Annotated in this window: 18 protein-coding genes; 7 read left to right on the top strand and 11 right to left on the bottom strand. The window is 72.9% G+C overall.

The genetic code is table 11. From position 1 onward, the window contains the following. Window positions 1-10 precede the first annotated feature (10 nt). Window positions 11-1378, top strand: a complete 1368-nt coding sequence (locus tag AAC944_RS21985) for a zf-HC2 domain-containing protein (RefSeq protein ID WP_368396398.1) — start codon at window positions 11-13, stop codon at window positions 1376-1378. Window positions 1379-1422: 44 nt separating this feature from the next. Here AAC944_RS21985 and purU read toward each other — a convergent pair whose 3' ends face one another. After that, window positions 1423-2295, bottom strand: coding sequence for a formyltetrahydrofolate deformylase (gene purU, locus AAC944_RS21980; RefSeq protein WP_030609882.1), 873 nt, complete (start codon window positions 2293-2295; stop codon window positions 1423-1425). 36 nt (window positions 2296-2331) lie between these two features. Continuing rightward, on the bottom strand, window positions 2332-2844 hold the full coding sequence (locus AAC944_RS21975; protein ID WP_078888350.1) for an SCO4402 family protein: 513 nt from the start codon (window positions 2842-2844) through the stop codon (window positions 2332-2334). Window positions 2845-2965: 121 nt separating this feature from the next. On the opposite strand from AAC944_RS21975, the gene AAC944_RS21970 reads away from it, so the two are divergent. Further along, window positions 2966-4315: an ABC transporter substrate-binding protein gene (locus AAC944_RS21970; protein WP_030609889.1), complete on the top strand. Its 1350-nt coding sequence runs from the start codon at window positions 2966-2968 to the stop codon at window positions 4313-4315. A gap of 119 nt (window positions 4316-4434) precedes the next feature. Here the strand turns inward: AAC944_RS21970 and AAC944_RS21965 are convergent, their stop codons facing one another. Next, window positions 4435-6672 carry a hypothetical protein gene (locus tag AAC944_RS21965; RefSeq protein WP_051871488.1) on the bottom strand — a complete coding sequence of 746 codons (2238 nt, stop codon included), beginning with the start codon at window positions 6670-6672 and terminating at the stop codon, window positions 4435-4437. Window positions 6673-6964: 292 nt separating this feature from the next. Then, on the bottom strand, window positions 6965-8353 hold the full coding sequence (locus AAC944_RS21960; protein ID WP_030609894.1) for an NsdA family TPR-like regulatory protein: 1389 nt from the start codon (window positions 8351-8353) through the stop codon (window positions 6965-6967). Between the two features lie 506 nt (window positions 8354-8859). Between AAC944_RS21960 and AAC944_RS21955 the strand changes: the two genes are divergently transcribed. The 3 genes from AAC944_RS21955 (at window position 8860) to AAC944_RS21945 (ending at window position 12273) form a co-directional block, all read left to right on the top strand. Then, on the top strand, window positions 8860-9534 hold the full coding sequence (locus tag AAC944_RS21955) for a bifunctional DNA primase/polymerase (RefSeq protein WP_030609897.1): 675 nt from the start codon (window positions 8860-8862) through the stop codon (window positions 9532-9534). Window positions 9535-9808: 274 nt separating this feature from the next. Continuing rightward, window positions 9809-10633, top strand: a complete 825-nt coding sequence (locus tag AAC944_RS21950) for an ABC transporter ATP-binding protein (protein ID WP_051871489.1) — start codon at window positions 9809-9811, stop codon at window positions 10631-10633. Continuing rightward, window positions 10630-12273, top strand: a complete 1644-nt coding sequence (locus AAC944_RS21945; RefSeq protein ID WP_030609903.1) for a hypothetical protein — start codon at window positions 10630-10632, stop codon at window positions 12271-12273. The genes AAC944_RS21950 and AAC944_RS21945 overlap by 4 nt, the downstream gene beginning before the upstream one ends. A 173-nt stretch (window positions 12274-12446) precedes the next feature. Here the strand turns inward: AAC944_RS21945 and AAC944_RS21940 are convergent, their stop codons facing one another. Together AAC944_RS21940 and AAC944_RS21935 are read right to left on the bottom strand one after the other, a co-directional pair. Further along, window positions 12447-13337, bottom strand: coding sequence for an alpha/beta fold hydrolase (locus AAC944_RS21940; protein WP_030609906.1), 891 nt, complete (start codon window positions 13335-13337; stop codon window positions 12447-12449). 771 nt (window positions 13338-14108) lie between these two features. Beyond that, window positions 14109-14801: an iron-dependent transcriptional repressor DtxR gene (locus AAC944_RS21935; protein WP_030609908.1), complete on the bottom strand. Its 693-nt coding sequence runs from the start codon at window positions 14799-14801 to the stop codon at window positions 14109-14111. A 387-nt stretch (window positions 14802-15188) separates the two neighbouring features. On the opposite strand from AAC944_RS21935, the gene AAC944_RS21930 reads away from it, so the two are divergent. Next, window positions 15189-15953, top strand: coding sequence for an SIS domain-containing protein (locus tag AAC944_RS21930; RefSeq protein ID WP_030609911.1), 765 nt, complete (start codon window positions 15189-15191; stop codon window positions 15951-15953). Window positions 15954-16062: 109 nt separating this feature from the next. Here the strand turns inward: AAC944_RS21930 and AAC944_RS21925 are convergent, their stop codons facing one another. Both AAC944_RS21925 and pdxH read right to left on the bottom strand, forming a co-directional pair. Then, on the bottom strand, window positions 16063-17415 hold the full coding sequence (locus AAC944_RS21925; RefSeq protein WP_037771573.1) for a PAS domain-containing protein: 1353 nt from the start codon (window positions 17413-17415) through the stop codon (window positions 16063-16065). 526 nt (window positions 17416-17941) lie between these two features. Next, entirely contained in the window at window positions 17942-18622 is a 681-nt protein-coding gene (gene pdxH / locus AAC944_RS21920; RefSeq protein WP_438272748.1) for a pyridoxamine 5'-phosphate oxidase, read from the bottom strand. A 403-nt stretch (window positions 18623-19025) separates the two neighbouring features. Between pdxH and AAC944_RS21915 the strand changes: the two genes are divergently transcribed. Beyond that, window positions 19026-20129 (top strand): citrate synthase 2, encoded by a 1104-nt coding sequence (locus tag AAC944_RS21915; RefSeq protein WP_030609919.1) that lies wholly within the window; start codon window positions 19026-19028, stop codon window positions 20127-20129. Between the two features lie 12 nt (window positions 20130-20141). On the opposite strand, the gene AAC944_RS21910 is transcribed toward AAC944_RS21915, so the two are convergent. Genes AAC944_RS21910 through AAC944_RS21900 form a run of 3 tightly spaced genes read right to left on the bottom strand, consistent with a single transcriptional unit; the run spans window position 20142 to window position 23058 of the window. Beyond that, entirely contained in the window at window positions 20142-20744 is a 603-nt protein-coding gene (locus AAC944_RS21910; protein ID WP_030609922.1) for a TetR/AcrR family transcriptional regulator, read from the bottom strand. Next, window positions 20732-21484, bottom strand: coding sequence for an enoyl-CoA hydratase family protein (locus AAC944_RS21905; RefSeq protein WP_030609925.1), 753 nt, complete (start codon window positions 21482-21484; stop codon window positions 20732-20734). Before AAC944_RS21905 ends, AAC944_RS21910 begins: the two co-directional genes overlap by 13 nt. Beyond that, window positions 21481-23058, bottom strand: a complete 1578-nt coding sequence (locus AAC944_RS21900) for a 4-coumarate--CoA ligase family protein (protein WP_030609928.1) — start codon at window positions 23056-23058, stop codon at window positions 21481-21483. The genes AAC944_RS21905 and AAC944_RS21900 overlap by 4 nt, the downstream gene beginning before the upstream one ends. Window positions 23059-23127: the final 69 nt, after the last annotated feature.

The raw sequence follows: 23127 nt of genomic DNA, 5'->3' as shown, positions 1-23127 counted from the left end.
TGCCCCGGCCATGGCGAGCGCCCGCGCATACCGGCCCCCCCGCCGCGCCGCCGAGGACCAGGGGCCGCTGCCCGACGTCCGCCCGCCCGCACCCGGCGCGGGCCCGCGTCCGGAGCGGGACGCCCTCAAGAACGCGCCCGAGGACCCTTCCGAGGGCGTCGACACGGGGAGCGCGAGGGACGCGAAGGACGCGAGGGACGCGCAGGACACCGCCACGGAGAAGGACGGAACCACGGATCAGGACCCGGCCGGCGAGGACCGGCCCGAGCCGCCGCACGCGGTGCTCAAGTCGCTGCTGGGTGCCTGGGCGCTGGCCGCCTGTTCGGCCGAGGAGACCGCCGCCGTCGAGGCGCACCTCACGGACTGCGCCGCCTGCGCCGACGAGGCGCTGCGGCTGCGGGACGCGGTCGGCCTGCTGCACCCCGCCGACAGCCTGGACCTGGACCCGCTGCTGCGCAGCCGGGTGCTGGAGGGCTGCCTGGGCCGCCGGCCGGCCCGTATACCGGTGCCCGAGTGGGCCGGTCCGTACGACGCGGAGACCGCCAAGCTGGACGCGCTGCTGCGGGACATGGGCGAGTCGGAGTGGCGGGCCCCGGTTCGGCTGCGGTGGTTCGAGAACGACCGCGAGGCCGGGCGGACGACGACCGTCGCGGGCGTCATCGGCCATCTGATGTCCGTGGACGGCCTGGTCGCGACGGCCCTCGGGCTCACCGACCCGCTGGGCGCCGAGATCCCGGCGGACTCCCCCACCGACCCGACGGAGCGCACGCTCGCGTACTGGCGTACGGCGGTGCACGAGGATTCCCCGCTCGCCACCCGCGAACCCTGGCGCGAGCAGACCCACGCCCTCATACGGACCGTGGCCTTCGCAGGCCGCGGAGCCGCCGAACTGGCCGTGCCGTACGGCGACTTCCGGCTGCCGCTGCGCGACTCCCTGCTGGAGCGCGCCTTCGAATGCTGGGTGCACGCCGGTGACATCGCCGACGCCGTGGACTATCCGTACGAGGCCCCGGCCGCGCACCACATGCACGGCATGGTCGACCTCGCCGCCCGGCTGCTGCCGTCGGCGCTGGCCGTACGGCGCCGGGCGGGGCTGGCCACGCCGCCGAGGCGGCTGGTCGAGGCGGGCACACCGGGACGCACGCTGCACCTGGAGGTGGAGGGCAACGGCGGCGGCCATTGGTACATCGCGCTGGACTCACCGGGCGCGCTCGGCACCCCGGACCACACCGTCGCGCACATCGCGCTGGACAGCGTGGAGTTCTGCCAGCTGGCGGCGGGGCACGTGTCCCCCGAGGACGCGGCGGCGGGCCAGCACGGCGAGCGGGACGCCATCCGGGACGTCCTCTTCGCCACGGCATCGCTCTCGCGCCTCTGACCTCCCGTACGGTCGGAGGCGCGAGCAGCGGAACGCCGAACCGTTCAGGCGAAGACGACCGTACGGCTGCCGTTGAGCAGCACCCGGCGCTCGCTGTGCCACTTCACCGCGCGGGCCAGCGCCTGGCACTCCACGTCCCGGCCGGTGGCGACGAGCTGGTCGGGGGTGACGTCGTGGCCGACCCGCGCGACCTCCTGCTCGATGATCGGGCCCTCGTCGAGGTCGGCGGTGACGTAGTGCGCGGTGGCGCCGATCAGCTTCACGCCGCGGGCGTGCGCCTGGTGGTACGGCTTCGCGCCCTTGAAGCTCGGCAGGAAGGAGTGGTGGATGTTGATGATCCGGCCCGACAGCTCCTTGCACAGGTCGTCGGAGAGCACCTGCATGTACCGGGCCAGGACGACCAGCTCGACCTGCTCGGCGCGGACCAGCTCCAGCAGCTGCGCCTCGGCCTGCGCCTTGGTGTCCTTCGTCACCGGGATGTGGTGGAAGGGGATGTCGTACGAGCCGACCAGCTCGGCGAAGTCGGTGTGGTTGGAGACCACGGCCGCGATCTCCACCGGCAGCGCGCCGATGCGGGAGCGGAAGAGCAGGTCGTTCAGGCAGTGCCCGAACTTGGACACCATCAGGATGACGCGCATCTTTTCGTCACCGCGGTGGATCTGCCAGTCCATCTGGAAGGAGTCGCCGACGGCGGCGAAGCTGGCGCGCAGCTTCTCCAGTGTGACGGCGGTCTCGGCGCGGAAGTGGACCCGCATGAAGAAGAGCCCGGTGTCCCGGTCCCCGAACTGCTGGCTGTCCACGATGTTGCACCCGGTCATGAAGAGGTAGCTGGACACCGCGTGCACGATGCCCTGCTTGTCCGGGCAGGACAGGGTCAGGACGTACTGATCGGAGAGGGCGGGCTTCGACTGGCTCATGAGGACAAAGGGTCGCACATTCCGGCCCCGGTTCGCTCACTCCTGCGGTTCCAGGCCCCTGGTGAGGATGGCCAGCACTTCGAGGGAGCGGGGCGGGGCTTCCGGGTCCTCGCCGTCGGCCGTCGCCATGCGGACGTGGGCGTCCCGCGCGGCCCGTACGGCCTCGGGCCAGCCGTGGTGCTCCAGGTACGCGCCCACCGGGGCGTCGGCGCCGACCTGGTGCAGGATGCGCAGCACCCGGAGTACGGCGACGTCGACCAGCGCGGCTTCCTGGGAGTCCCGGAAGATCGTGCCGACGTACTTCTCGGCGGACCAGTTGTCCAGCCAGGTGTCCTCCACCAGCCGGTACACGGCGTCGGTCACATCGCCGTACCCGGGCAGGCCGGCCACCCAGGTCTCCTGCTGGAAGACGGGGTCGGAAAGCATGTGCAGCGCTGAGCGCACATTGGCGCGCCAGCGCCACCACGGCATGTCGTTGAGCGGCATGGCGCCCATGGTGGTCGAGCGGCGGCCGCGACGGGAAGACTTATCCGAACCTTGCACAGCAATCGATCGTACGTTCTCGGTCAGAAAGCGGCGGCCAGGCCTCCCCTGCTGTTCACCTTCGCGTCACTTTCCGTTACCCAGCAGGCACGCGGGTGTTCTGTACTGGCCGGAACAGTGCGGGAACATGACCGGACGGCGACGTTCCCTCCCCCGCCCCTGCCCTCACGCCACCCCGATCCGCTCAGCGGTGGCGGGTACGGCGGTGCTGGCGACGCTGCTGACCGGCTGCGGCTCGCTCCCCGGCGCCTCGAACTCCGTCAGCAGCGGTGACGAAGCCCCGCTCACCGTGATGACCTGGGCACCCTCGGGCACCAAGGGCACGAACATGGCCGGGATGCCGGCCATGGCCGAGGCGTACGCGCGCTGGGTCAACGCCAAGGGCGGCATCGCCGGCCACCCCCTGAAGGTCATCACCTGCAACGAACGTAACGATTCGGTCGCCGCGGCACGCTGCGCCCAGAAAGCCGTCTCCGCGCGTGCCGTCGCCGTCGTCGGTTCCTACAGCCGCCAGGGCCGGTCCTTCATGGGCCCGCTGGAGGCCGCCGGCATCCCGTACATCGGCGGCTACGGCGTCTCCGGCGAAGAATTCGACAGTCCGCTGTCCTACCCGGTCAACGGCGGTCAGGCGGCGCTGCTGGCGGGCAACGGGCGGCAGCTGGCCGCCGAGTGCGAGCAGGTCTCGCTGGTCCGCCCGGACACCATCCAGGGCGACCAGATGCCCCCGCTCCTCAACGCCGGCCTGGCCACCGGCGGCCGCGCGCCGGCCCACGACGTCCGGGCGCCCGAGAACGCCACCGACTACACCGAAGCGGCCCAGAAGGCCCTGGACGAGGTCGGGGCCGACCCGGCCCGCTACGGGACGGCGGAGTTCGGCGCCCGGGCCAGGGGCGCCTGCGTCACCGCCACCATCGGTGAGCACACCGACACCTTCTTCGACTCCTTCCGGCGCCTCCAGGAGGACAAGCCGAAGGTCCAGATGGCGTCCGTGCTCGGCAGCGTGAACCAGACCCTGGTGGACCGTACGGGCGGCAAGTCCAGCCCGCTGGAGGGCGCGCTGGTCACCGGCTGGTACCCGGACGCCCGCGACCCGCGCTGGAACACCATGCGCGACGTGATCACCGAGCACGCCTTCGACGACAACCGCATCGACCCGGCGGACGCCGGCGTGCAGACCACCTGGATCGCGTACACCGTGCTGCGCGCGACGGTCGAGCAGGTCACCGAGGAAGGCCAGGACGTCACCGCGCGCTCCCTGCAGCAGGCGCTGGACCGCGGCGACCGCGCCGTCGACACCGGCGGCCTGACCCCGAAGCTGCGCTGGCGCTACGACGACATGCTCGCCGTGCAGTCCTTCCCCCGGATCGTGAACGCGATGGTGACCTACCAGGTCGTACGGGACGGCCGGCTGGTCACCACCCACTCGGGCTTCGCGAACCTGGCGAGGACGCTGGAGAAGCCGCGGAAGGACGCCTGACGGACGACGGCTCGTTCCGGGCTGGAAGCGCTGCTCCGGGCTGGAAGCGCTGCTCCGGGCTGGAAGCGCTGTTCCTGACTGGGAGCGCTGTTCCTGACTGTTAGAGCTGTTCCTGACTGTTAGAGCTGTTCCGGGCTGTGCTCGGTCAGGCCGTACTTCTGCGCGATCGGGTTCCACAGCTTCGCGGCTTCCTTCTTGGCCGTGGTGGCCTGGCCGCTGGCGGTGTTGCCCTGCACGGCCGCCTTGGTGCCGCGCGCCTTGCCCTTGTGGCAGCCCTTCTTGCCCGCGTGCGCGACCTGGTCGGCCCAGGTGGCGTAGTGGTTGTCGGCCGCCGCCGAGGACTTCCACGCGTTGGTCAGCGCGGTGGTGAGCGCGAGGTGGTCCGGCACCTGGTCGACGGAGAGCTTGCCCAGCCGCGTCACCAGGTCGTTGCGCTGCTTCGCCGCGTCCCGCAGGTCCTTGGCCGCGTCACCGAGCTTGGTACAGGACTTGATGTTCCCGACCGCGCCGATCACCGCGGAACGGCTGTTGTTGCTGTCCTTGAGCAGCGCGTCCAGCTCCTTGGCCTGCGCCTCGGCCGGGTCCGCCGTCGGCGAGGGCTTCTCCTGCTGCGCGGTGCCCGCCGACGTCTTGCCGCTGTCCTTCTTCGGACTCTCCTCGTCACCGCCGCTGAGCGCGTAGCCGACGCCCAGGCCGGCGCCGACGCAGACCACCACGACGGCACCGATGATCGCGGCGGGCGCGAGCTTGCGGCGGCGCTCGCCACCACCGCCGTGCCCCTGCCGGGACTCGGACGCGTACGCGCCCTGCGGCTGGAAGCCGGCCGGCTGCGGAGCCGGACCCGGCTGCTGCGGTGCGGCCCCGGGCCGCTGCCCCGCCGCGCCCTGCGCCCCGTACGGCTGCGGTCCGCCGAAGCCCTGCGCCGGCGGCTCCTCGAAGCGCGGCATCTGCTGGGTGGCGGCCGGGGAATCGTCCTCGGCGGCACCGGCCTTGCCCGGCCCGTCGCGGAAGAGGCCGTCGAACTCGGCCGGAGTCGGCCGGTCGCCCGGCATCCCCGGCCGGATGGCGAACGGCGCACCCGGAGGCGGCTGCGGCGTACCGCCGCCGACCGGCGGGATGAGCTGGGTCGCCGCCTCGGCCCCGTCGGGGGAGGCGGGCGCCTTCGGCATGACCGGCCGCCGCAGCATCGTGGTGGACTCGGCGTCCGACTCGGGCCGCTTGTTCTCGGGCGGCAGTGAACCGGGCATCGGTCCTGCCGCACCCTGCGCGGGCGGCATGGGCTGGGCACCGGGCCCGCCCTGCTGCCCCTGCTGCCCCTGCTGCCCCGGTTGTCCCTGCTGGGCCGTAAAGGGCGGGATGAGCTGGGTGGCCTCGCTGTCACCGGTCGCCGGCGGGATGAACTGCGTGGCCTCGCCGTCCCCCGCCGCGGGCGGCAGCGGACCGGCGCCCTGGCCGGTGGCCTGACCGGCGCCCTGGCCGGTGGCCGGCGGTGGCAGCGGCGCGCCCGCCCCCGGCCCGTCGGCGACGGGCGGCAGCGGGGCGGCGGGCTGCCGCTCGGCGCGCACGAGCGCACCACCGGAACCACTGCCGGAATCACTACCGGCCTCGTCCGGCTGGGGAGCGGCGGGCTGCTGGGCCTGCTGCTGGGGCGGCTGGGTCTGCTGCTGGGGCGACTGGGCCTGCTGGGGGTAGCCATGACCGGCGCTCTGGCCGGGCTGACCGGGTCGGCCTGCGGCCTGGCCGGGCTGCGAGTCCTGGCCGGTCCGGCCGCCGTACGTGCCCTGAGCGCCGTAGGCGTCCTGCCCGGCGAACGGGGACTGCTGGCCGGCGTACGGGGACTGCCCGTAGGTGCCCTCGTACGGGGGCTGCGCACCGTACGAAGGCTGCGCACCGTACGAAGGCTGCGCACCGTACGAAGGTTGCGCGCCGTACGGGGTCTGGGCGTCGTACGAGGGCTGCGCGCCGTAAGAGGGCTGAGCGTCGTGAGGAGGCTGCTGGCCGTATGCGCCCTGCGTGCCGTACGTGTGCTGGGCGCCGTACGTGTGCTGCGCGCCGTACGCGTCCTGGCCGCTCTGGTACCCCGCGCCGGGCTGCGGCTGCTCCGGCGGCATCGGGGGTACCGGCGGCTGCCCCTGGGGCGGCGGGTAAGCGCCCGGCTGCCGCGCCCCGTAGGAACCGGAACTCTGCTGCGGTGCCTGTGACGGGCCCCACGGCTCGCCCCACGGCTGGCCGGCGGCGGGTGCGGACTGCTGGTCGGGCACGTACGGCTCGCCGCCGTTCGCGGGCAGCACCACACCCTCGCGCGCGGGTCCGCCCGCAGGGTTCTGCGGGTCGCCACCCTGTCCGCTCTGCGTCACCGGGACTCCTACTTCTGCTTCTTACGGAATCGTCGGCTCACGCTACCGGGTGGCAGACACGTTCGACCACGTCCCCTGGTCACCGGCCACTTGACGCACAACAGCCCCACGCGGCTATTCCGGAGGATCGACGGACAAACAGGACGCGCCCTTCAGTACGCGCGATCGGTGCACGAGGCGGTGCACGGATGATGCTCGGATGGTGCACGGATGGTGCTCGGGTGCTGCACGGGTACGGCGTGCCGACGGGCCCCGTCCCGGTCACCCGGGGCGGGGCCCGTCCCCTCTCCACCTACGCCGCTCGTAGCTCCAGCCGCGCGGCGAACTCCCGTACCACCGCCTCTTCGCGGTACGGCTCCAGGCGCGCCTGGAAGTCCTCCAGGTACTCCATGCCGCGCGAGGAGCGCAGTCCGCCCAGCAACTCGGCCGCCCGCGTGCCCGTGTGGCAGGCCTGCTCGATGTCGCGCTGCTGCACCTGCGCACTCGCCAGCAGCACCAGACCGATCGCGCGCCGCCGCGCCCGGCTCTCGGGGTGCCCGGCGAGCGCCTGCTCGGCCTGCTGCTCGGCCGCCGCGGCCTGCCCCAAGTCCCGGTGGCAGTGCGCCAGTTCGTCAGCCAGGTAGGCGGGGTCGAAGTGCGAGATCCACTGCGGGTCGTCCCCCGCGTCCGTACCGGCCTCGGCCCGTTCCATCGCGCTGACCGCACGCCCGGCCACGGTCTGGAACGCCCGTTCGTCCCCCATCAGGGCATGCCCGCGCGCCTCCGCCGCACAGAACATCGCCTCGGCCCGCGGCGTCACGTGTCCGCGCGTGCCTTCCTGCGCCGCCCGCGCGAGCTGGGCGATCTCGCGGGGGTTGCCGAGCGAGGCGGCGAGGTGGCTCATGCTCGCGGCGAGCACGTAACCGCCGTAACCACGGTCGCCGGCCGCCTGGGCCAGCCGCAGCGCCTGGATGTAGTACCGCTGCGCCAGCCCCGGCTGTCCCGTGTCGACCGCCATGTACCCGCCCAGCTCGGTCAACCGGGCGACGGCGGCGAACAGTTCACGGCCGACCGACTCACGGTACGAGCCCGCGAGCAGCCCGGAGACCACGCTGTTCAGGTAGTGCACGACGACCGGGCGGACGTGCCCGCTGCCGTACCGGTGGTCCAGCTCACTGAGGGCGCTCGTCATCGAGCGCACCGCCTCCACGTCCGAAAGCCCCACCCGCGCACCGGCGTTGCGTGCGACCTGGGTGTCGGCGCCGGTGATCAGCCAGTCCCGGCTGGGCTCGACCAGCGCGGAGGCGGCGACGGTCGAACCGCTGAGGAAGTCGCGGCGGCCCACGTCGCTCCGCCACAACTCGCAGACCTGCTCTATCGCGCCGAGGACGGTGGGCGAGAACTGCAGCCCGACGCCGGAGGCGAGGTTCTTGCCGTCGGCCATGCCGATCTCGTCGATCGTGACCGTACGCCCCAGTTTGCGGCCCAGCGCCTCGGCGATGATGGCGGGCGCCCGGCCGCGGGGCTGCTGGCCGCGGAGCCAGCGGGCGACGGACGTCTTGTCGTAGCGCAGATCCAGGCCGTGCTCGGCGCCGCACACGTTGACGCGGCGGGCTAGCCCGGCATTGGAACAGGCAGCTTCCTGGATGAGCGCCTGCAGCCGTTCGTTCGGCTGCCGCGCTACGAGTGGCCTGGCGGCCATGCTGTACCCCCTGTGTACTGCGGCGCGTTCACCGTCGAACGCCGTCCCCGTCCATCATTGCCCGCCCGTACCCGCGATATCCGTGATACCCGCGATATCCGCGTTACTCGGGATATCAGCGATATCACCACTACCTTCCACATGCTGCCAATTGCCCGTTGCGCCGTCTCGCCTTTCCCCCTCCCTCTCTCGACTTCGGCCACATCCGCCGGGCACGGCTGCACGAGCAGGTACGCGTACGAGCACATCCGGGAAGGCGCACGGCGCCCGCCTTCTGTCCACGCGGCACCACCGCACCGGGGCACGTCCCTCGGGACGCCCACGGCCCACGGCCCGCCGCCGGGCGGCCTCTCCGCCCCTCAGGCAAGTGGCTACCCACCCTCCACCGCACGGCCCCGTACGCGCCCCCCGCCCGTGCATCCATGCGCCCCACGTGCAAGAACGTTGCGCCGGGCCGTGCCACGGGTTGGCCGTAACCCTTGGTGACAGCGGGAGTTGTCCCCATCGTGGAACGAAGCAGCGGAGTCACAGGAGCCCCACAGGTCCTCCAGCAGCGCGGCGAGCGGCTGCTGGACATCGCGGTGCGTTACGCGGCGGAACGCCATTGGGACGTACTCCCCGGCGCATGGCTGGAAGACGACGGTGCGACTCCGTACTGTTCATGCGGCGACCACGGCTGCCCCGCCCCCGGCGCCCACCCGCTCGCGGCCGACTGGTCCAGGAGCGCCACCGGCAGCACATCCGTCATCCACAGCCTGTGGACGGAGCATCCGCGCGCGGCGATCCTCCTCCCGACGGGCCGCACCTTCGACGCCCTGGACGTACCGGAGACCGCCGGCTGCCTGGCCCTCGCCCGGATGGAACGGCGCAGCCTGCCCCTCGGCCCGGTCATCCGCACCCCGAACCGCCGGATGCTCTTCCTCGTCCTCCCCGGCGCCACCCCCAAGGTCCCAGGCCTGGTACGGAAACTGGGCTGGCCCCACCCCGCCACCCTCGACCTGACCGCCCACGGCGAGGGCACCTACCTCCCCGCCCCGCCCACCCGCACCGGCCGCCACGCCCCGGTCCAGTGGGCCATCCACCCCACCCCCGCCAACCGCTGGCTCCCCGACGCCGAAGACCTCCTCACCCCCCTCGCCTACGCCTGCGCCCAAGAATCCCCGACCCCCCGCTTCCGCTGAGCCCGCCACACGGCCACCTCGACTGCCGGTGCGCGCCGGGGGTGGAGGGGAGTGAGGAGTGCCCGCTGGACTCGGCCTGGGGCCCCTCCCCCTCCCCCTCCCCCTCCCCCGAGTGTTGCGGTGACGGCTTCCCCCAGGCCGCCGGCCCCGTGGCCGGCCCGGGCGCCGGTCCGGTGTGCGCGCTGGCGGTGCTGGTTCTTCGGGGGGTGCTTATCGTTGGGCGTGGCGGGGGCTCGACCGGTCTCTGCTGTGACGTCCGAGGACAGGGGAACCGGTGACGATCGAAAGTTCAGGTGCTGGAGAACAGGCTGGCACGGCGGTGAGTCCGGCGGCGGTGCGTATCCACAGCCTCTGGAAGAAGTATGGAGATCACACCGCGGTCGCGGGCATCGATCTGACGTTGCCGGCCGGGCGGTTCATCGGGCTCGTGGGGCCGAACGGCGCGGGCAAGACGACCACGCTCTCGATGGTGACCGGGCTGCTGCGGCCGGACGCGGGGCAGGTGGAGATCGGCGGGCACGACGTCTGGCGCGACCCGGTCGCCGTGAAGTCCCGGATCGGTGTGCTGCCTGAAGGGCTGCGGCTGTTCGAGCGGCTGTCCGGTGCCGAGCTCCTCTCGTACATCGGGCGGCTGCGGGGGCTGCCCGGCGACGAGGTCGACAAGCGGGCCGGGCAGCTGCTGGACGTGCTCGATCTGTCCGGGGCCCGGAACAAGCTGGTCGTGGACTACTCCACCGGTATGCGGAAGAAGATCGGGCTGGCGGCGGCGCTGCTGCACAACCCCGAGATCCTCTTCCTCGACGAGCCGTTCGAGGGGGTGGACCCCGTCTCCGCGCAGACCATCAGGGGGGTGCTGGAGCGGTACACCGGTTCCGGTGCGACCGTCATCTTCTCCAGCCATGTGATGGAGCTGGTCGAGTCGCTCTGCGACTGGGTCGCGGTCATGGCGGCCGGGAAGATCCGTGCCGACGGGCCGATCGCCGAGGTACGCGGTGACGCGCCCACGCTCCAGGACGCGTTCCTGGAACTGGTCGGCGCGGGCGGCCGCGCGCGGGCCGGGCAGGACCTGGACTGGCTGGGCGGGAGCGGTGCCCGATGAGCACGCAGGTCCAGCCGGTGAGCCGGCCGACCGGCACCGTCCCGGCGCCCGCCCTCACGCCCCTCTTCGTACGGCTGAAGCTGTCACTGCTGAAGAACGGCCTGCGGCAGTCCGCCGGCCGCACCGTCGCGTACGTCGCCTCCATCGTCGTCACGCTCGTGTTCGCGGCCGGCATGCTGCTGGGGCTGATCCTGCTGCGTGGCGTGGCCGGTGCCCCGGCGCTGGCCGTGCTGCTCACCGCGATCCTCACGCTCGGCTGGGCGGCGATGCCGCTGTTCTCCCCGTCGGGTGACGAGACGCTGGACCCGACGCGGCTGGTCATGCTGCCGCTGCGGCCCCGGTCGATGATCGTGTCGCTGCTGGTCGCCTCGCTGATCGGCATCGGGCCGGTCTTCACCCTGGCCCTGGCGGCCGGTTCCGTCGTCACCGTGGCGCGCGGCGCGGCGGCCGCGGTCGTCGGTGTCGTCGCGACGGTACTGGTCCTCCTGGTGTGCGCGGCGCTCGCCCGCGCCGTCGCCACCGCGAACGTACGGCTGCTGACCAGCCGCCGCGGGCGGGACCTCGCGGTGCTCAGCGGTCTGTTCGTGGCGCTCGGCGCACAGGGCATCAACATCGCGGGGCAGAAGCTCTCCGAGGCGGGCGGCCTGACGGCGCTGGCTCCGGTCGCCGACGTGGTGCGCTGGATCCCGCCGGTCTCCGCCGTGGACGCGGTGGCCGCGACGAGCGAGGGCGCGTACGGGCGTGCCGCGCTCGGGCTCGGGCTCACCGTGCTCGCGCTGGTGCTGCTGCTGTGGTGGTGGCTGCGGACCCTCACCCGGGTCATGACCTCGCCCGACTCCTCCACTCTCCAGGCCGTGGAGAAGGACAGCGGCCGCAGGCGTGCCGACGGGGCGGGCGGCTGGGCGCGGCTGCTGCCGGCCGGTCGTACGGGGACGGTCATCCAGCGCACGCTGCTGTACGCCTGGCGGGATCCGAAGACGAAGATGGGCTGGGCCACGGGGCTGGGCGTCGGCCTGCTCGTTCCTGTCGTCTCGCTCGTGCAGGGCAACGGCAGTGTCTACACGGCCTGCTGGGCGGCGGGGCTGCTCGGTATGCAGATGTACAACCAGTTCGGGCAGGACACCTCGGCGTTCTGGATGGTGGCCTCGACGATCTCCGCGCGGCGTGACGCGTACGTGGAGCTGCGCGGGCGGGCGCTGGCGCTGTGCCTGGTCGCGGTGCCGTACGTGACGCTGGTGGTGGTCGGTACCGCGGCGCTGCTCGACAGCTGGGACGTGTTCCCGGAGGCGTACGGACTCTCGCTCGCCCTCCTGGGCGCGCTGGTCGCCACCGGCGCGTTCGCCTCCGTGCTCTTCCCGTACTCGATTCCCTCCGAGGGCAACAAGAACGTCGCTCCGGGGCAGGCCGCGCTGGCCTGGTTCAGCATCCTGGGCGGGATGGTCGTGGGCGCGCTGCTCTGTGCTCCGGTGCTCGGCCTGACGATCGGTCTGCATGTGGCGGGGCTGGACGGGCTGCTGTGGCTGGTCCTGCCGGTGGGCGTGGCGTACGGGATGGGCGTGGCCTTCCTGGGGCTGCGGCTGAGCGCCCCGTATGTGCTGCGCCGGCTGCCGGAGATCCTGGTGGCGGTGAGCCGGGGGTAGCCCTGGCTTCGGCGCGCGGGCCGGCCGGTCCGCGGGCCGGTCCGCGGGCCGGGACGGTCCGTAGGCGTGGACCGGAGCGTGTGCCCCGGAGCGTGTGCTCCGGGGCACTTCTGCATGGGGGGGCCGGGCCGGTACCGCCCGGGCCCGGTGGCCTTCGGCAGTCAGGCCGGCGGTCAGACCGGCAGGCTCGGCAGGGCCGTGTGCAGGAACGGCTCCAGGACGCGGCGCCAGTCGTCGGGGCGTTCCCACGGGACGAGGTGGCCGGCGTCGGCGATCTCCGCGTAGGCGCCGCGCGGGAGGACGCGGACCATCTCCTGCGCCTCGGCGCGGCCCAGTTCGCCGTCGAGGCCGCGGACGACCAGCGTCGGGCACTCGACCAGCGCCAGCTCCTCCCAGTGCGCGTCGTGCACCCATGCCTCGCGGACGGCGAGCATCTGGCGGCGTGAGAACACCGGGCGCCAGCCGTCCGCGCGCTCGGCCATCACCTCGGCGAAGAACTCGCCGCGGACCGGGCGGGGCCGCTCCAGCGTCGGGTCGTCCTCGCCGAACCACTTGCGGACGTCGGCGAGCGTGGCGAACGGGACCGGCCAGGAGCGGAACCACTCCTCCCATTCGCGCTGTGAGGCCGCGCCCAGGGCGGAGGCCCGCATGTCGCAGATGACCAGGGCGCTGACGAGGTCGGGCCGCCGCGCCGCGATCTGCCATGCGGTGAGCGCGCCCATGGAATGGCCGATAAGGGCCACCGGCGCGAGATGGAGCTCCTCGATCGCGGCGATCGCGTCGTCCACGTACGTCATACGGTCGAACGGTCCGTCGGCCGGCTTCTCGCTGCGGCCGTGACCTCGCTGGTCCAGGCCCACGGGGCGGTAGCGCGCGCCGAGCCAGCGGGCGGTCTCCGCCCAGTGCGCCGCCCGTCCCATCAGTCCGTGCAGGAGCAGCACGCCGGGGCCGCGTCCGTTGTGCTTCCGCTCCACTCCCTCACCGCCGGCCTTGGGAGGGTCGGTGAACTCCCAGGCCGCGAGCCGTACGCCCCCGCTACCTGTCACGTCGATGCGCCGCACCATTGCTTGGCACCCCCATCCGTCCCTTGAGCAGCCCCACACTATCGAACCTGTTTTCGAATGTATCGCCGTTGTGTCTCAACACCCCTCGTACGAGTGACCATGCTCAAGGATTGGCCGCTCGCGGCACGGGGAGAGTGTGAGCGGGAGGCGGGCCCTGACGGGAAGAGGGCCCGCGGGGGAAGACCCTGGGAGCTCGGGGCTCCGGGTCTTCTCGGGGGGACATGGGGAGGCAGGGCCCCGGCTGCTCGCAGCGCCGGGGCCCTCGCTGTCGGTGACCCCCCAGCCAGGCGACAATTCCGTCCGCGGACTCATCAGAGCCCCCTCCCCGAGGGGTCGCCGCGACCGCCTGGATGTTCCCCGAAACACCCGCCGCCGCCCGGCCCCAGGTCCTCAACGCATCAGGTCATATGCGCCCGTGCGCATGCGACAGCGCCAGGGTGACACGGAGTCGCGCCCACCGCTCGCATTCCGCCAAGTCCATGCCGGGCAAGGAAGCGGAACCCTTCATGGTGCAGGCCATTGCTCCAGGTCAGGGCCGCGAGAAGGGTGAAGGGAGCAGCGGAAAAATCTTCTCGGGCAGAGAAGCGGAACGTTCCGCGAGCAACGGGCGAACGTTCCGCGAGAAGCGTCAGGGGGAGCGTCGTACCGGGTGGGCGCCTGCGCAGGGAGTGCGGAGGCGGCACCACGCCGGTGGACACTCCGGTGAAGCGGAGCGGCGGTACACCGGAGGGGCGACCGCCGGGAGCGCGCCGGCGGACGGGCCGGCGGGGATCAGCGCTTCGCCACGAAGACGTGCTGGGCGATGTCCGTGGCCAGCTCCGCGGCCTCGCCGCTGCTGCCGACCAGGACGCCGGTCGGCGACTCCGTCACGCTCACCACTGCCCCCGGCTGCACCCCGGCGCGCCGCAGCGTGTACATCAGCTGGGCGTCCGTCTGGATGGGCTCGCCGATGCGCCGCACGACGACGGTCTTGCCGTCGGCGCCCGGGTCGAGGTCCATCAGGCTCAGCAGGCCGTCGTCCAGGAACGCATCGGCCTCCGCCTTCTCGCCCAGCTCGTCCAGGCCCGGGATGGGATTGCCGTACGGCGACTCGGTCGGGTGCCGCAGCAGCTCCAGGACGCGGCGCTCCACCGCCTCGCTCATGACGTGCTCCCAGCGACAGGCCTCGGCGTGCACCTGCTCCCACTCCAGGCCGATCACGTCGACGAGCAGGCACTCGGCGAGCCGGTGCTTGCGCATCACGCGGGTCGCCAGGCGGCGGCCCTCCTCGGTCAGCTCCAGATGGCGGTCGCCGGCGACCGTGACCAGGCCGTCCCGCTCCATGCGCGCCACGGTCTGACTGACCGTCGGGCCGCTCTGGTCGAGCCGCTCGGCGATCCGAGCGCGCATCGGGACCACACCTTCCTCTTCGAGTTCGAGGATGGTGCGGAGATACATCTCCGTGGTGTCGATCAGTCCGGACATGCGTGCCCCTCGGCTGTGTCGTGCGATGGCCCTGGACTCAATTCTGACGCATCCCACCGACAACGGTGGCGCCCGCGGGCCGAAGGGTGACTCCGGCCCGCGGACCGCAGGGCTACGCCAGGCCCTGCCAGGCCCGTGACCAGGGACGTGCAGAGCGGCGCCCGCCGCCCGCCGGCACCTTTCGGCCGTACGCCGCGGGTGCCGTATTGACAGGGCACTGGTCCAGACCGCAACGTGATCCGCGCCACGACCGCGGGACCGGCCTCGGCCATGCGCCACGGCAACGACCGTGTACCGCTGCGGGCGTCCGTGTACCACTGCGGCGGAAGACGGCCGTCCGGCTCCGACCGGCCGGGCGGGACCATACGAGGAGAGGGGCGCTCCGCGATGGGCGACAGCGAGAGCACAGGGCTGGCCGGGCAGTATTTCGACGCCGCGATCGACCTGCTGCGGACGGTGCGCGACACCGAGGGCGAGCGGATCGCCGCGGCCGGGACGCTGATCGCCGACACCGTGGAGGCAGGCGGCCGGATCTTCTGCTTCGGGGCCGGGCACTCCTCGCTGCCCGCCCAGGACACGGTCTACCGCGCCGGCGGTCTGGCGGTGATGAACCTGCTGCCCGTACCGGGCGTGGTGGGTGTCGACGTGATGCCCGCGACGCTCGGCAGCGCGCTGGAACGGGTCGACGGGCTGGCCGCCGCCGTCCTGGACACCAGCCCGGCACGGGCCGGCGACCTGCTGGTGATCATTTCGCTGTCCGGGCGGAACCCGCTGCCCGTGGAGATGGCACTGAACGCCCGCGCGCTCGGCCTGAAGGTCATCGGGCTGACCTCGGTCGGGTACGCGGACGGCACCAAGTCCCGGCACGTCTCCGGTACGTACCTCAAGGACCACTGCGACATCGTGCTGGACAGCCACATCCCGGTCGGCGACGCGGAGCTGACGGCGCCGGGTATCGAAGCGCCGTTCGCGCCCGCCTCCACGGTCGTCACCAGCGCGGTCATGCAGGCGGTCGTGGCGACCGCGGCCGGGGCGCTCGCCGAGCGCGGCATCGACCCGCCGCTGCTGCGCTCGGGCAACGTCGACGGCGGCCACGACTGGAACGGCCGGGTCATGCGCGAGTACGCGGACCGGATCTTCTACCGGCACTGAGCGGTCCGGAGACCGCGGAACCGACGGCCCGGATGCCGCAACCCGCCGTCGGCCCGGTGAGCCCGAACCGGTAGCGCGGGGCGCGGAGCCCGGCCCCGCGCCCCCGGTGTCATCTCTTGCCCAGCACGTCCGCCAGGTCCAGGGACGCGGCGATGCGGGAGGCGACGTCCTCGGCGTACGCGGCGTCCGCGCGGTCGAACGGGCGGCGGGAGGCGCCGCGCAGGAACGTGGCCACCCCCACCGTCCGGCCCCGGCTGCGCAGCACCACGCACAGGCCGTGCACCGTCCCCTCGGGCCACTTCCGGGCCGCCGCCCAGCCTTCCGGCGAGGCCGCCAGGCCCGCGCTGGCCCGGACCGAGCCGCGGCGCCGGTACGCCTGGACCGCCGGGTGGCCCGGTACGTAGGCCAGCGGGATGCCGGTGACCGCGACCGGCTGCGAGGGGCCGGGCGCGCCCGCGGGTGAGGCGAGGGCGCGGACCAGCCGCGGTACGGGGTCGGCGTCGTCGGGCCGCTCGGTGGCGTCCGCGTCCTCGATGGGCGTGTCCGCGTCCATGCCGGAGAGCGGGAGGCCGGAGGGCGACGGCGTGGCGGAGAGGTCGACCAGGCCGTGGTCGGCGAAGCCGGCCAGCGCGAAGTCGAGCTGGAGGGCTGCCGCCTCCATCGGGTCCTCGCACTCGGCCGCCGCGCGGCCCGCGCGGTGCAGCTGGTGGGCACGGAAACGCTGCAGCGAACTGTCCTGTTCGCTGCGCTTGGTGTCGGTGATGTCCTGGAAGAGCCAGCCGACGCCGAGGGGGACGGGCTCCTCGGCGAGCGGGGAGGCCAGCCGCAGGAAGCCGCTGCGCCAGCACCGGCGGGGCTCCTCCGCCTCTTCGGAGCGCAGCGTCACCCACAGTTCGGTGGCGGCCGGGGGCGCGCCCTCCGCCAGTACGTGCTGGAGGGCGCCCTCCAGCTCCTCGACGCCCTGGGCGAGCAGGTCCCCCAGCGGACGCCCGAGCACGTGCGTGCGCCCCAGTCCCAGGGCGCGCGCGGCGTGGGCGTTGACGACGGCGGGGCGCAGGTCGGCGTCGACGAGCACCACGCCCCAGGACGCGTCGTCGAAGAGGGCCTCGCTCAGCGCGATGGAGCGTTCGAGGTCGATCTGGGTGTGGACCTCGCTGAAGGCGCAGTACACGCCGGCGGGCTCGCCGTCCGTGCCGGTGACGGCGGAGGACTGGGTCCGTACGAGCACCCGGCCGCCGTCCTTGGTGAGCAGCGCGAACTCGTGCACCTGGCGGCCCGGGGAGGTCATCGCGGCCATCAGGACCGCGTGCACCTCGTCGGCGTCCTCGGCGCGGACCGCCCAGCCGGCCAGGCCCGCGCGGCCGACCGCTTCGGCGGCGGTCCAGCCGAGGATGCGTTCGGCCTCGCGGTTCCAGTGGGTGACGGTGCCGTCGGCGTCGAAGGCGCACAGGGCGGCGTCCATGCCGTCCAGGAGGGCCGCGAGCAGCCCGGAGTCCTCGCTGTCGGGTGGCGGCGGATCCTGGTCCGCGCCCTGGGCGTGGCTCTGGTCCGGGCGGCCCGGCTCTCCGGGCAGCGCGGCGTTGAAGTGGCGGGACGAAGCAGTCACTGGCACCCCCTGCTGGACGCGGCTGCACGTGCTGCACGTCGGATCATTCAACTGGAACGTGACGCAGCCCACACCCCATTCCGGGAAATCGGTGCCCGCCGGAAATTCGGTTGTGGGGAGCCGGAAGGGTTCCTAGTGTGTGGTGCACACGAGAAGGGAGGTGGTTCGGCAGATGTATGCACACCGGACGCGTGAGGTGGCTGCGGGCTAGCGGCCCGTCGCTTCACTCAGTGCAGCGCCGGACCAGCGCACGAGAGTTGTGTGCAGCCGGCCAATCCCAAGCAGTCACCCGACCCGCGGGCCGCCGGTTCGTCCGACCGGCCCCCGGCGCCTGCCGGCGCCGGGGAAACGGCCCGCGGGTCGTCTGCGTTTCCCGCCGCTCTCACGGCGCCAGGCGCTCGACCGTCCAGCCGCCGCCCGGCGTGCGGACGTACCGCAGCCGGTCGTGCAGACGGTTCTCGCGCCCCTGCCAGAACTCCACGCTCTCGGCGGCGATCCGGTAGCCGCCCCAGTGCGGCGGCGCCGGCACCTGCTCGCCCTCGGGGTAGCGGGCCGCGAGGTCGGCGTACGCCCGCTCCAGCTCTTCACGGGAGCCGACCACCGAGGACTGCTCGCTGGCCCAGGCGCCCAGCTGGGAGCCGTGCGGGCGGGTGCGGAAGTACGCTGCGGTCTCGTCGCGGCCGATGCGCTCGGCGGAACCGGCGACGATGACCTGGCGGGCGAGCGGGTGCCAGGGGAAGAGCAGCGAGACGGCCGGATTCCGCCCCAGCTCGCGGCCCTTCCTGCTGGCGTAGTTGGTGAAGAAGACGAAGCCGCGGTCGTCGAACGCCTTCAGCAGGACGGTGCGGGAGCTGGGCCGCCCGTCCTCGTCGGCGGTGGAGACGACCATGGCGTTGGGTTCGTGTATGCCGCTCGCGGCCGCTTCCTTGAACCAGCGCGCGAACTGCTCGTACGGAGTGCCCGCGAGGTCTTCCTCGGCGAGGCCGTGCGCGCGGTACTGGGCGCGCATCGATGCGGGGTCGGGGTGGGCTGCGGATGCGGCGTCGGCAGGGTGCACGGGCATATCTTGCAGCATCCGGCGGGCGGCGCGGGTGGTCGGCGGCCGGTCCGTGAGCCACTGGTGGCCGGGCAGTCTGCCCGCCTTCGGACGCGCGTAACCCTCCCGTCAGGAAATCGCACAGTGTGCCGGATGTCACGCTTCCCCGCACGTGCCGAAATCACCAAAATCATCTGCTGGGACGCTGTGGGCTCCGCACATCCGGAGATATGGTGTCCGCCCCCGAAACGCCGGAACGAACCTGACGCGCCGTCCCCGCCGCGGTCCGTCCGGGAACGGGGACCGCCGGGCGAGCGCGAGCAGTCCAGGCAAGGAGCACCGACGACCGCATCGCACATGACCGCACGGCCCCGACCGCACGGCAGCGTGGCCACGGGCCGCACTGCCGTCCCTAGCTTGAGGAGCAGCTTTGTCCGACTTCGTACCCGGGCTCGAAGGAGTCGTCGCGTTCGAAACGGAGATCGCCGAACCTGACAAGGAAGGCGGCTCGCTGCGGTACCGCGGCGTCGACATCGAAGACCTGGTCGGCCATGTGTCGTTCGGGAACGTGTGGGGCCTGCTGGTCGACGGTGCCTTCAACCCCGGCCTGCCGCCCGCCGAGCCGTTCCCCATCCCGGTGCACTCCGGCGACATCCGTGTGGACGTGCAGTCCGCGCTCGCCATGCTCGCCCCGGTGTGGGGCCTGAAACCGCTGCTGGACATCGACGAGGCCGAGGCGCGCGACAACCTGGCGCGGGCCGCGGTCATGGCGCTGTCCTACGTCGCGCAGTCGGCCCGCGGGCAGGGCCTGCCGATGGTCCCGCAGAAGGAGATCGACAAGGCGGAGACCGTCGTCGAGCGTTTCATGAAGCGGTGGCGCGGCGAGCCCGACCCCAAGCACGTGAAGGCCGTCGACGCGTACTGGACGTCGGCCGCCGAGCACGGCATGAACGCCTCGACCTTCACCGCCCGCGTCATCGCCTCCACCGGTGCCGACGTGGCCGCCGCGCTCTCGGGTGCGGTGGGCGCGATGTCCGGTCCGCTGCACGGCGGCGCGCCGTCCCGCGTGCTGGGCATGATCGAGGAGATCGAGCGTACGGGGGACGCGAAGGCGTACGTGAAGAAGGCGCTGGACCGCGGCGAGCGGCTGATGGGCTTCGGGCACCGCGTGTACCGCGCCGAGGACCCGCGCGCCCGTGTGCTGCGGCGGACGGCCAAGGAGCTGGGCGCGCCCCGCTACGAGGTCGCCGAGGCGCTGGAGAAGGCGGCGCTGGAGGAGCTGCACAACCGGCGTCCCGACCGGGTGCTGGCGACGAACGTGGAGTTCTGGGCGGCGATCACGCTGGACTTCGCCGAGGTCCCGGCGCACATGTTCACGTCGATGTTCACCTGCGCCCGTACGGCCGGGTGGAGCGCGCACATCCTGGAGCAGAAGCGCACGGGCCGGCTGGTGCGGCCGTCCGCGCGGTACGTGGGCCCCGCGGCGCGCAACCCGCGTGACATCTCGGGGTACGAGGACATCGCAGGCCGCTGACGGCCGGCGCCCTCAGTGGCCCAGTGCCCCGTCCAGGAGACGGGACCACTGGGCCACTACGCCTTCGCGGCGGGTCGTGTCGTCGCTGAGCAGGGTGGCCAGCCCAAGGCCCCGGGCCATGTCGAGAAAGCCCTGGATGGTTTCCCGTACGCCCGGGACCGATTCGTCCGCTGCCAGGAGTTCGACGGCGATGCGGTGGGACTCGCGACCCACCCGCGCCTCCAGTTCGGTGACGCGCTCGCGGAGCTGGTCCTCGTTGGAGGCGGCCACCCAGAGGTGGAGGGCCGCGCGGAAGAGAGGGCCTGTGTAGAGGTCGACGATGGCCGCGACGACGGTTCCGCGGTCGGCCCTGTGGTCCGGGAAGAGGGTGCGGAGGGCCTGGGAGCGTTCCTCGGCCACGTATTCGACCGCCGCCGTGAAGAGGTCCTCGCGGGTGGGGAAGTGGTGCTGCGCCGCGCCCCGGGAGACGCCCGCGCGCTCGGCCACGACGGAGACCGTGGAGCCCGCCCAGCCGTGTTCGGCCAGGCAGGAGACGGCGGCTTCGAGGAGCTTGCGGCGGGTGGCGCGGCTGCGTTCCTGCTGGGGTTCTCGGCGTGGTGAAGTCATCGTGACCATGATGGCTCCCGGCGTTCGAGGAAGGCCGTCATGCCCTCCCGTGCTTCGTCCGAGGAGAACAGGCGGGCCGACCGGGAGGCCAGGGCGGCAGTGTCCCGGTCGAAGGCGCGGAGCGTATCGGCGGCGGTGAGCTTCTTGGACTCGGCAAGGCCCTGCGGCGAGCCCTTGCGCAGGCCCTCCAGTACCGGCCCCAGCGCGGCGTCGACGTCCTCGGCGGCCAGCGTCACCAGCCCCGTCCGGGCGGCTTCCGCGGCGTCGAAGCGCTCGCCGGTGAGGTAGTACCGGGCTGCCGCGCGGGCGTCCATGCGCGGCAGTACGGTCAGGGAGATGACGGCCGGGGCCAGGCCGAGGCGGGCCTCGGTGAAGGCGAAGGTCGCGGCGGTGCCCGCCACGGAGATGTCGCAGGCGGCCAGGAGCCCCAGGCCGCCGGCCCGTACGTGTCCCGTGACGCGGGCGACGACGGGCCTGGGCAGCTCGACGAGCGTGCGGAGGAGGCGGGCCAGCCCCAGCGGGCCGTCCTCGGCCCGGCCCGATGCCGCTTCGGAGAGGTCGGCGCCGGCGCAGAACGTGGTACCGGTGTGGGTCAGGACGACGGCTCGGGTGCCGGGATCCTCGACGGCATCGGCCAGTGCCTGGTGGAGCTCGGTGACCAGGGCGGCGGAGAGGGCGTTGCGATTGTGGGGCGAGTCGAGGGTGAGGGTGGTGATGCCGCGCTCGTGGGAACGGTGAACGAGCGTCATGGGGTCCTCCTTTCCCGGGCGCGGAGTTCGCGCCGCAGGATCTTGCCGGTGGCGGCGCGCGGTACGGCTTCCGTGAACTCCACCCGCCGGATCTTCTTGTAGGGGGCCACCCGCTCCGCAACGTACGCGATGATCTCCCGTTCGGTGAGCAGGGCCCCCGGCTGAGGCACGACGTAGGCCTTGGGGATCTCGTTGCCGTCGGCGTCGGTGACGCCGATGACGGCGGCGTCGGCGACGTCCTCGTGCTGGAGGAGCACGGCTTCCAGGTCGGCCGGCGCGACCTGGTAACCCTTGTACTTGATCAGCTCCTTGACGCGGTCGACGACGTACAGCCAGCCGTCGGCGTCGCAGTGGCCGATGTCGCCGGTGTGCAGCCACCCCGCGTCGTCGATCATCGCGTCGGTGGCCTCGGGGCGGCCCAGGTAGCCCTTCATGACCTGGGGGCCGCGGATGAGGATCTCACCGGTGGCGTCCGGACCCAGGTCGGTGCCGCCGTCCAGCGCGAGGATGCGCATCTCGGTACCGGGCAGGAGTTTGCCGACCGCTCCGGGCGGCGCGTCGCGCGCGTCCCGCGGTACGACGTGGGTGCCGGGCGAGAGTTCGGTCATGCCGTACGCCTGGAGGAGCGGCGGCACCTTCAGGCGCGCGGCGCAGGCGGCCGCCAGCTCGGCGTCCAGCGGCGCCGCGGCGCTGAGCAGGTACTCCAGGGAGGAGAGGTCTCTGCCCTCGACCGCCGGGTGCTTGGCGAGCGCCAGGACGATGGGCGGGGCGACGTACACGGCGTTGACCCGGTACGTCTCGATGGCGCCGAGGAAGGTGTCGAGGTCGAAGCGGGGCAGGACGACGACCGTGGCGCCCTTGCGGAGCGGGGCGTTCATCAGGGCGGTGTAGCCGTAGATGTGGAACATCGGCAGGACGGCCAGGACGCGGTCGCCGGGGCCCGCGGTGAGGACGCCGTCGAGCTGGACGAGGTTGGTGGAGATGTTGCGGTGGGTGAGCATCACGCCTTTGGGGGCGCCGGTGGTGCCGGAGGAGTACGGCAGGCACGCCAGGTCCTCGGCCGGGTCGAGGGTGACCTGCGGCTCGGGCGCCCGGGTGGCCAGCAGGTCGGGCAGGGACCGGTGGCCGGGCGCCCCGTCGCAGACGAAGATCTCCGTCACGCCGCCGCACTTCTCCGCGGCCGTGCGGGCGGTGGGCAGCAGCGCGGCGACCGTCACCAGCCAGCGGGCGCCGGAGTCACGCAGCTGTTTGGCGGCCTCCTCGGGGGTGGCGAGCGGGTGGACCGGGGTGACGGCGGCGCCGCAGCGGGACGCGGCGTAGCAGACGACGGGGTAGGCCAGGGAGTTCGGGCTGTGCAGGGCCAGTACGTCGCCCTTGCGGACGCCCGCGTCGGCGAACGCCGCGGCGAGGCGGCGGGTACGGGCGTCCAGTCCGGCGTAGCTGAGGGTGGTGCCGGTCACCCCGTCGATCAGGGCCGTACGGTCACCGTGCGCAGGGACCGAGTGGCCCAGTACGGCTTCGTGGACGGGGAGGTCGAGGGGGGCGACGCCGGGGTACTCGCTGCGGAACACCATGGACTCACGGCCCTTCGCTCGGTGGTCGGCAGCCGGCTTCTGCGGCTGCGGTGTCGGACGATGTTCCGC

Source organism: Streptomyces sclerotialus (assembly GCF_040907265.1).
Lineage (GTDB): Bacteria > Actinomycetota > Actinomycetes > Streptomycetales > Streptomycetaceae > Streptomyces > Streptomyces sclerotialus.
Note: the sequence above shows the minus strand (reverse complement) of the source record. Positions and strands in the feature narration are given on the sequence as shown.

Bases quoted from the DNA above. Each gene is read 5' to 3' on its own strand.
- AAC944_RS21985 (WP_368396398.1), top strand. From the start codon at position 11: ATGGCGAGCGCCCGCGCATACCGGCCCCCCCGCCGCGCCGCCGAGGAC.
- purU (WP_030609882.1), bottom strand. From the start codon at position 2,295: ATGAGCCAGTCGAAGCCCGCCCTCTCCGATCAGTACGTCCTGACCCTG.
- AAC944_RS21970 (WP_030609889.1), top strand. From the start codon at position 2,966: ATGACCGGACGGCGACGTTCCCTCCCCCGCCCCTGCCCTCACGCCACC.
- AAC944_RS21960 (WP_030609894.1), bottom strand. From the start codon at position 8,353: ATGGCCGCCAGGCCACTCGTAGCGCGGCAGCCGAACGAACGGCTGCAG.
- AAC944_RS21945 (WP_030609903.1), top strand. From the start codon at position 10,630: ATGAGCACGCAGGTCCAGCCGGTGAGCCGGCCGACCGGCACCGTCCCG.
- AAC944_RS21940 (WP_030609906.1), bottom strand. From the start codon at position 13,337: ATGGTGCGGCGCATCGACGTGACAGGTAGCGGGGGCGTACGGCTCGCG.
- AAC944_RS21935 (WP_030609908.1), bottom strand. From the start codon at position 14,801: ATGTCCGGACTGATCGACACCACGGAGATGTATCTCCGCACCATCCTC.
- AAC944_RS21930 (WP_030609911.1), top strand. From the start codon at position 15,189: ATGGGCGACAGCGAGAGCACAGGGCTGGCCGGGCAGTATTTCGACGCC.
- AAC944_RS21925 (WP_037771573.1), bottom strand. From the start codon at position 17,415: ATGGACGCCGCCCTGTGCGCCTTCGACGCCGACGGCACCGTCACCCAC.
- pdxH (WP_438272748.1), bottom strand. From the start codon at position 18,622: ATGCCCGTGCACCCTGCCGACGCCGCATCCGCAGCCCACCCCGACCCC.
- AAC944_RS21910 (WP_030609922.1), bottom strand. From the start codon at position 20,744: ATGGTCACGATGACTTCACCACGCCGAGAACCCCAGCAGGAACGCAGC.
- AAC944_RS21905 (WP_030609925.1), bottom strand. From the start codon at position 21,484: ATGACGCTCGTTCACCGTTCCCACGAGCGCGGCATCACCACCCTCACC.
- AAC944_RS21900 (WP_030609928.1), bottom strand. From the start codon at position 23,058: ATGGTGTTCCGCAGCGAGTACCCCGGCGTCGCCCCCCTCGACCTCCCC.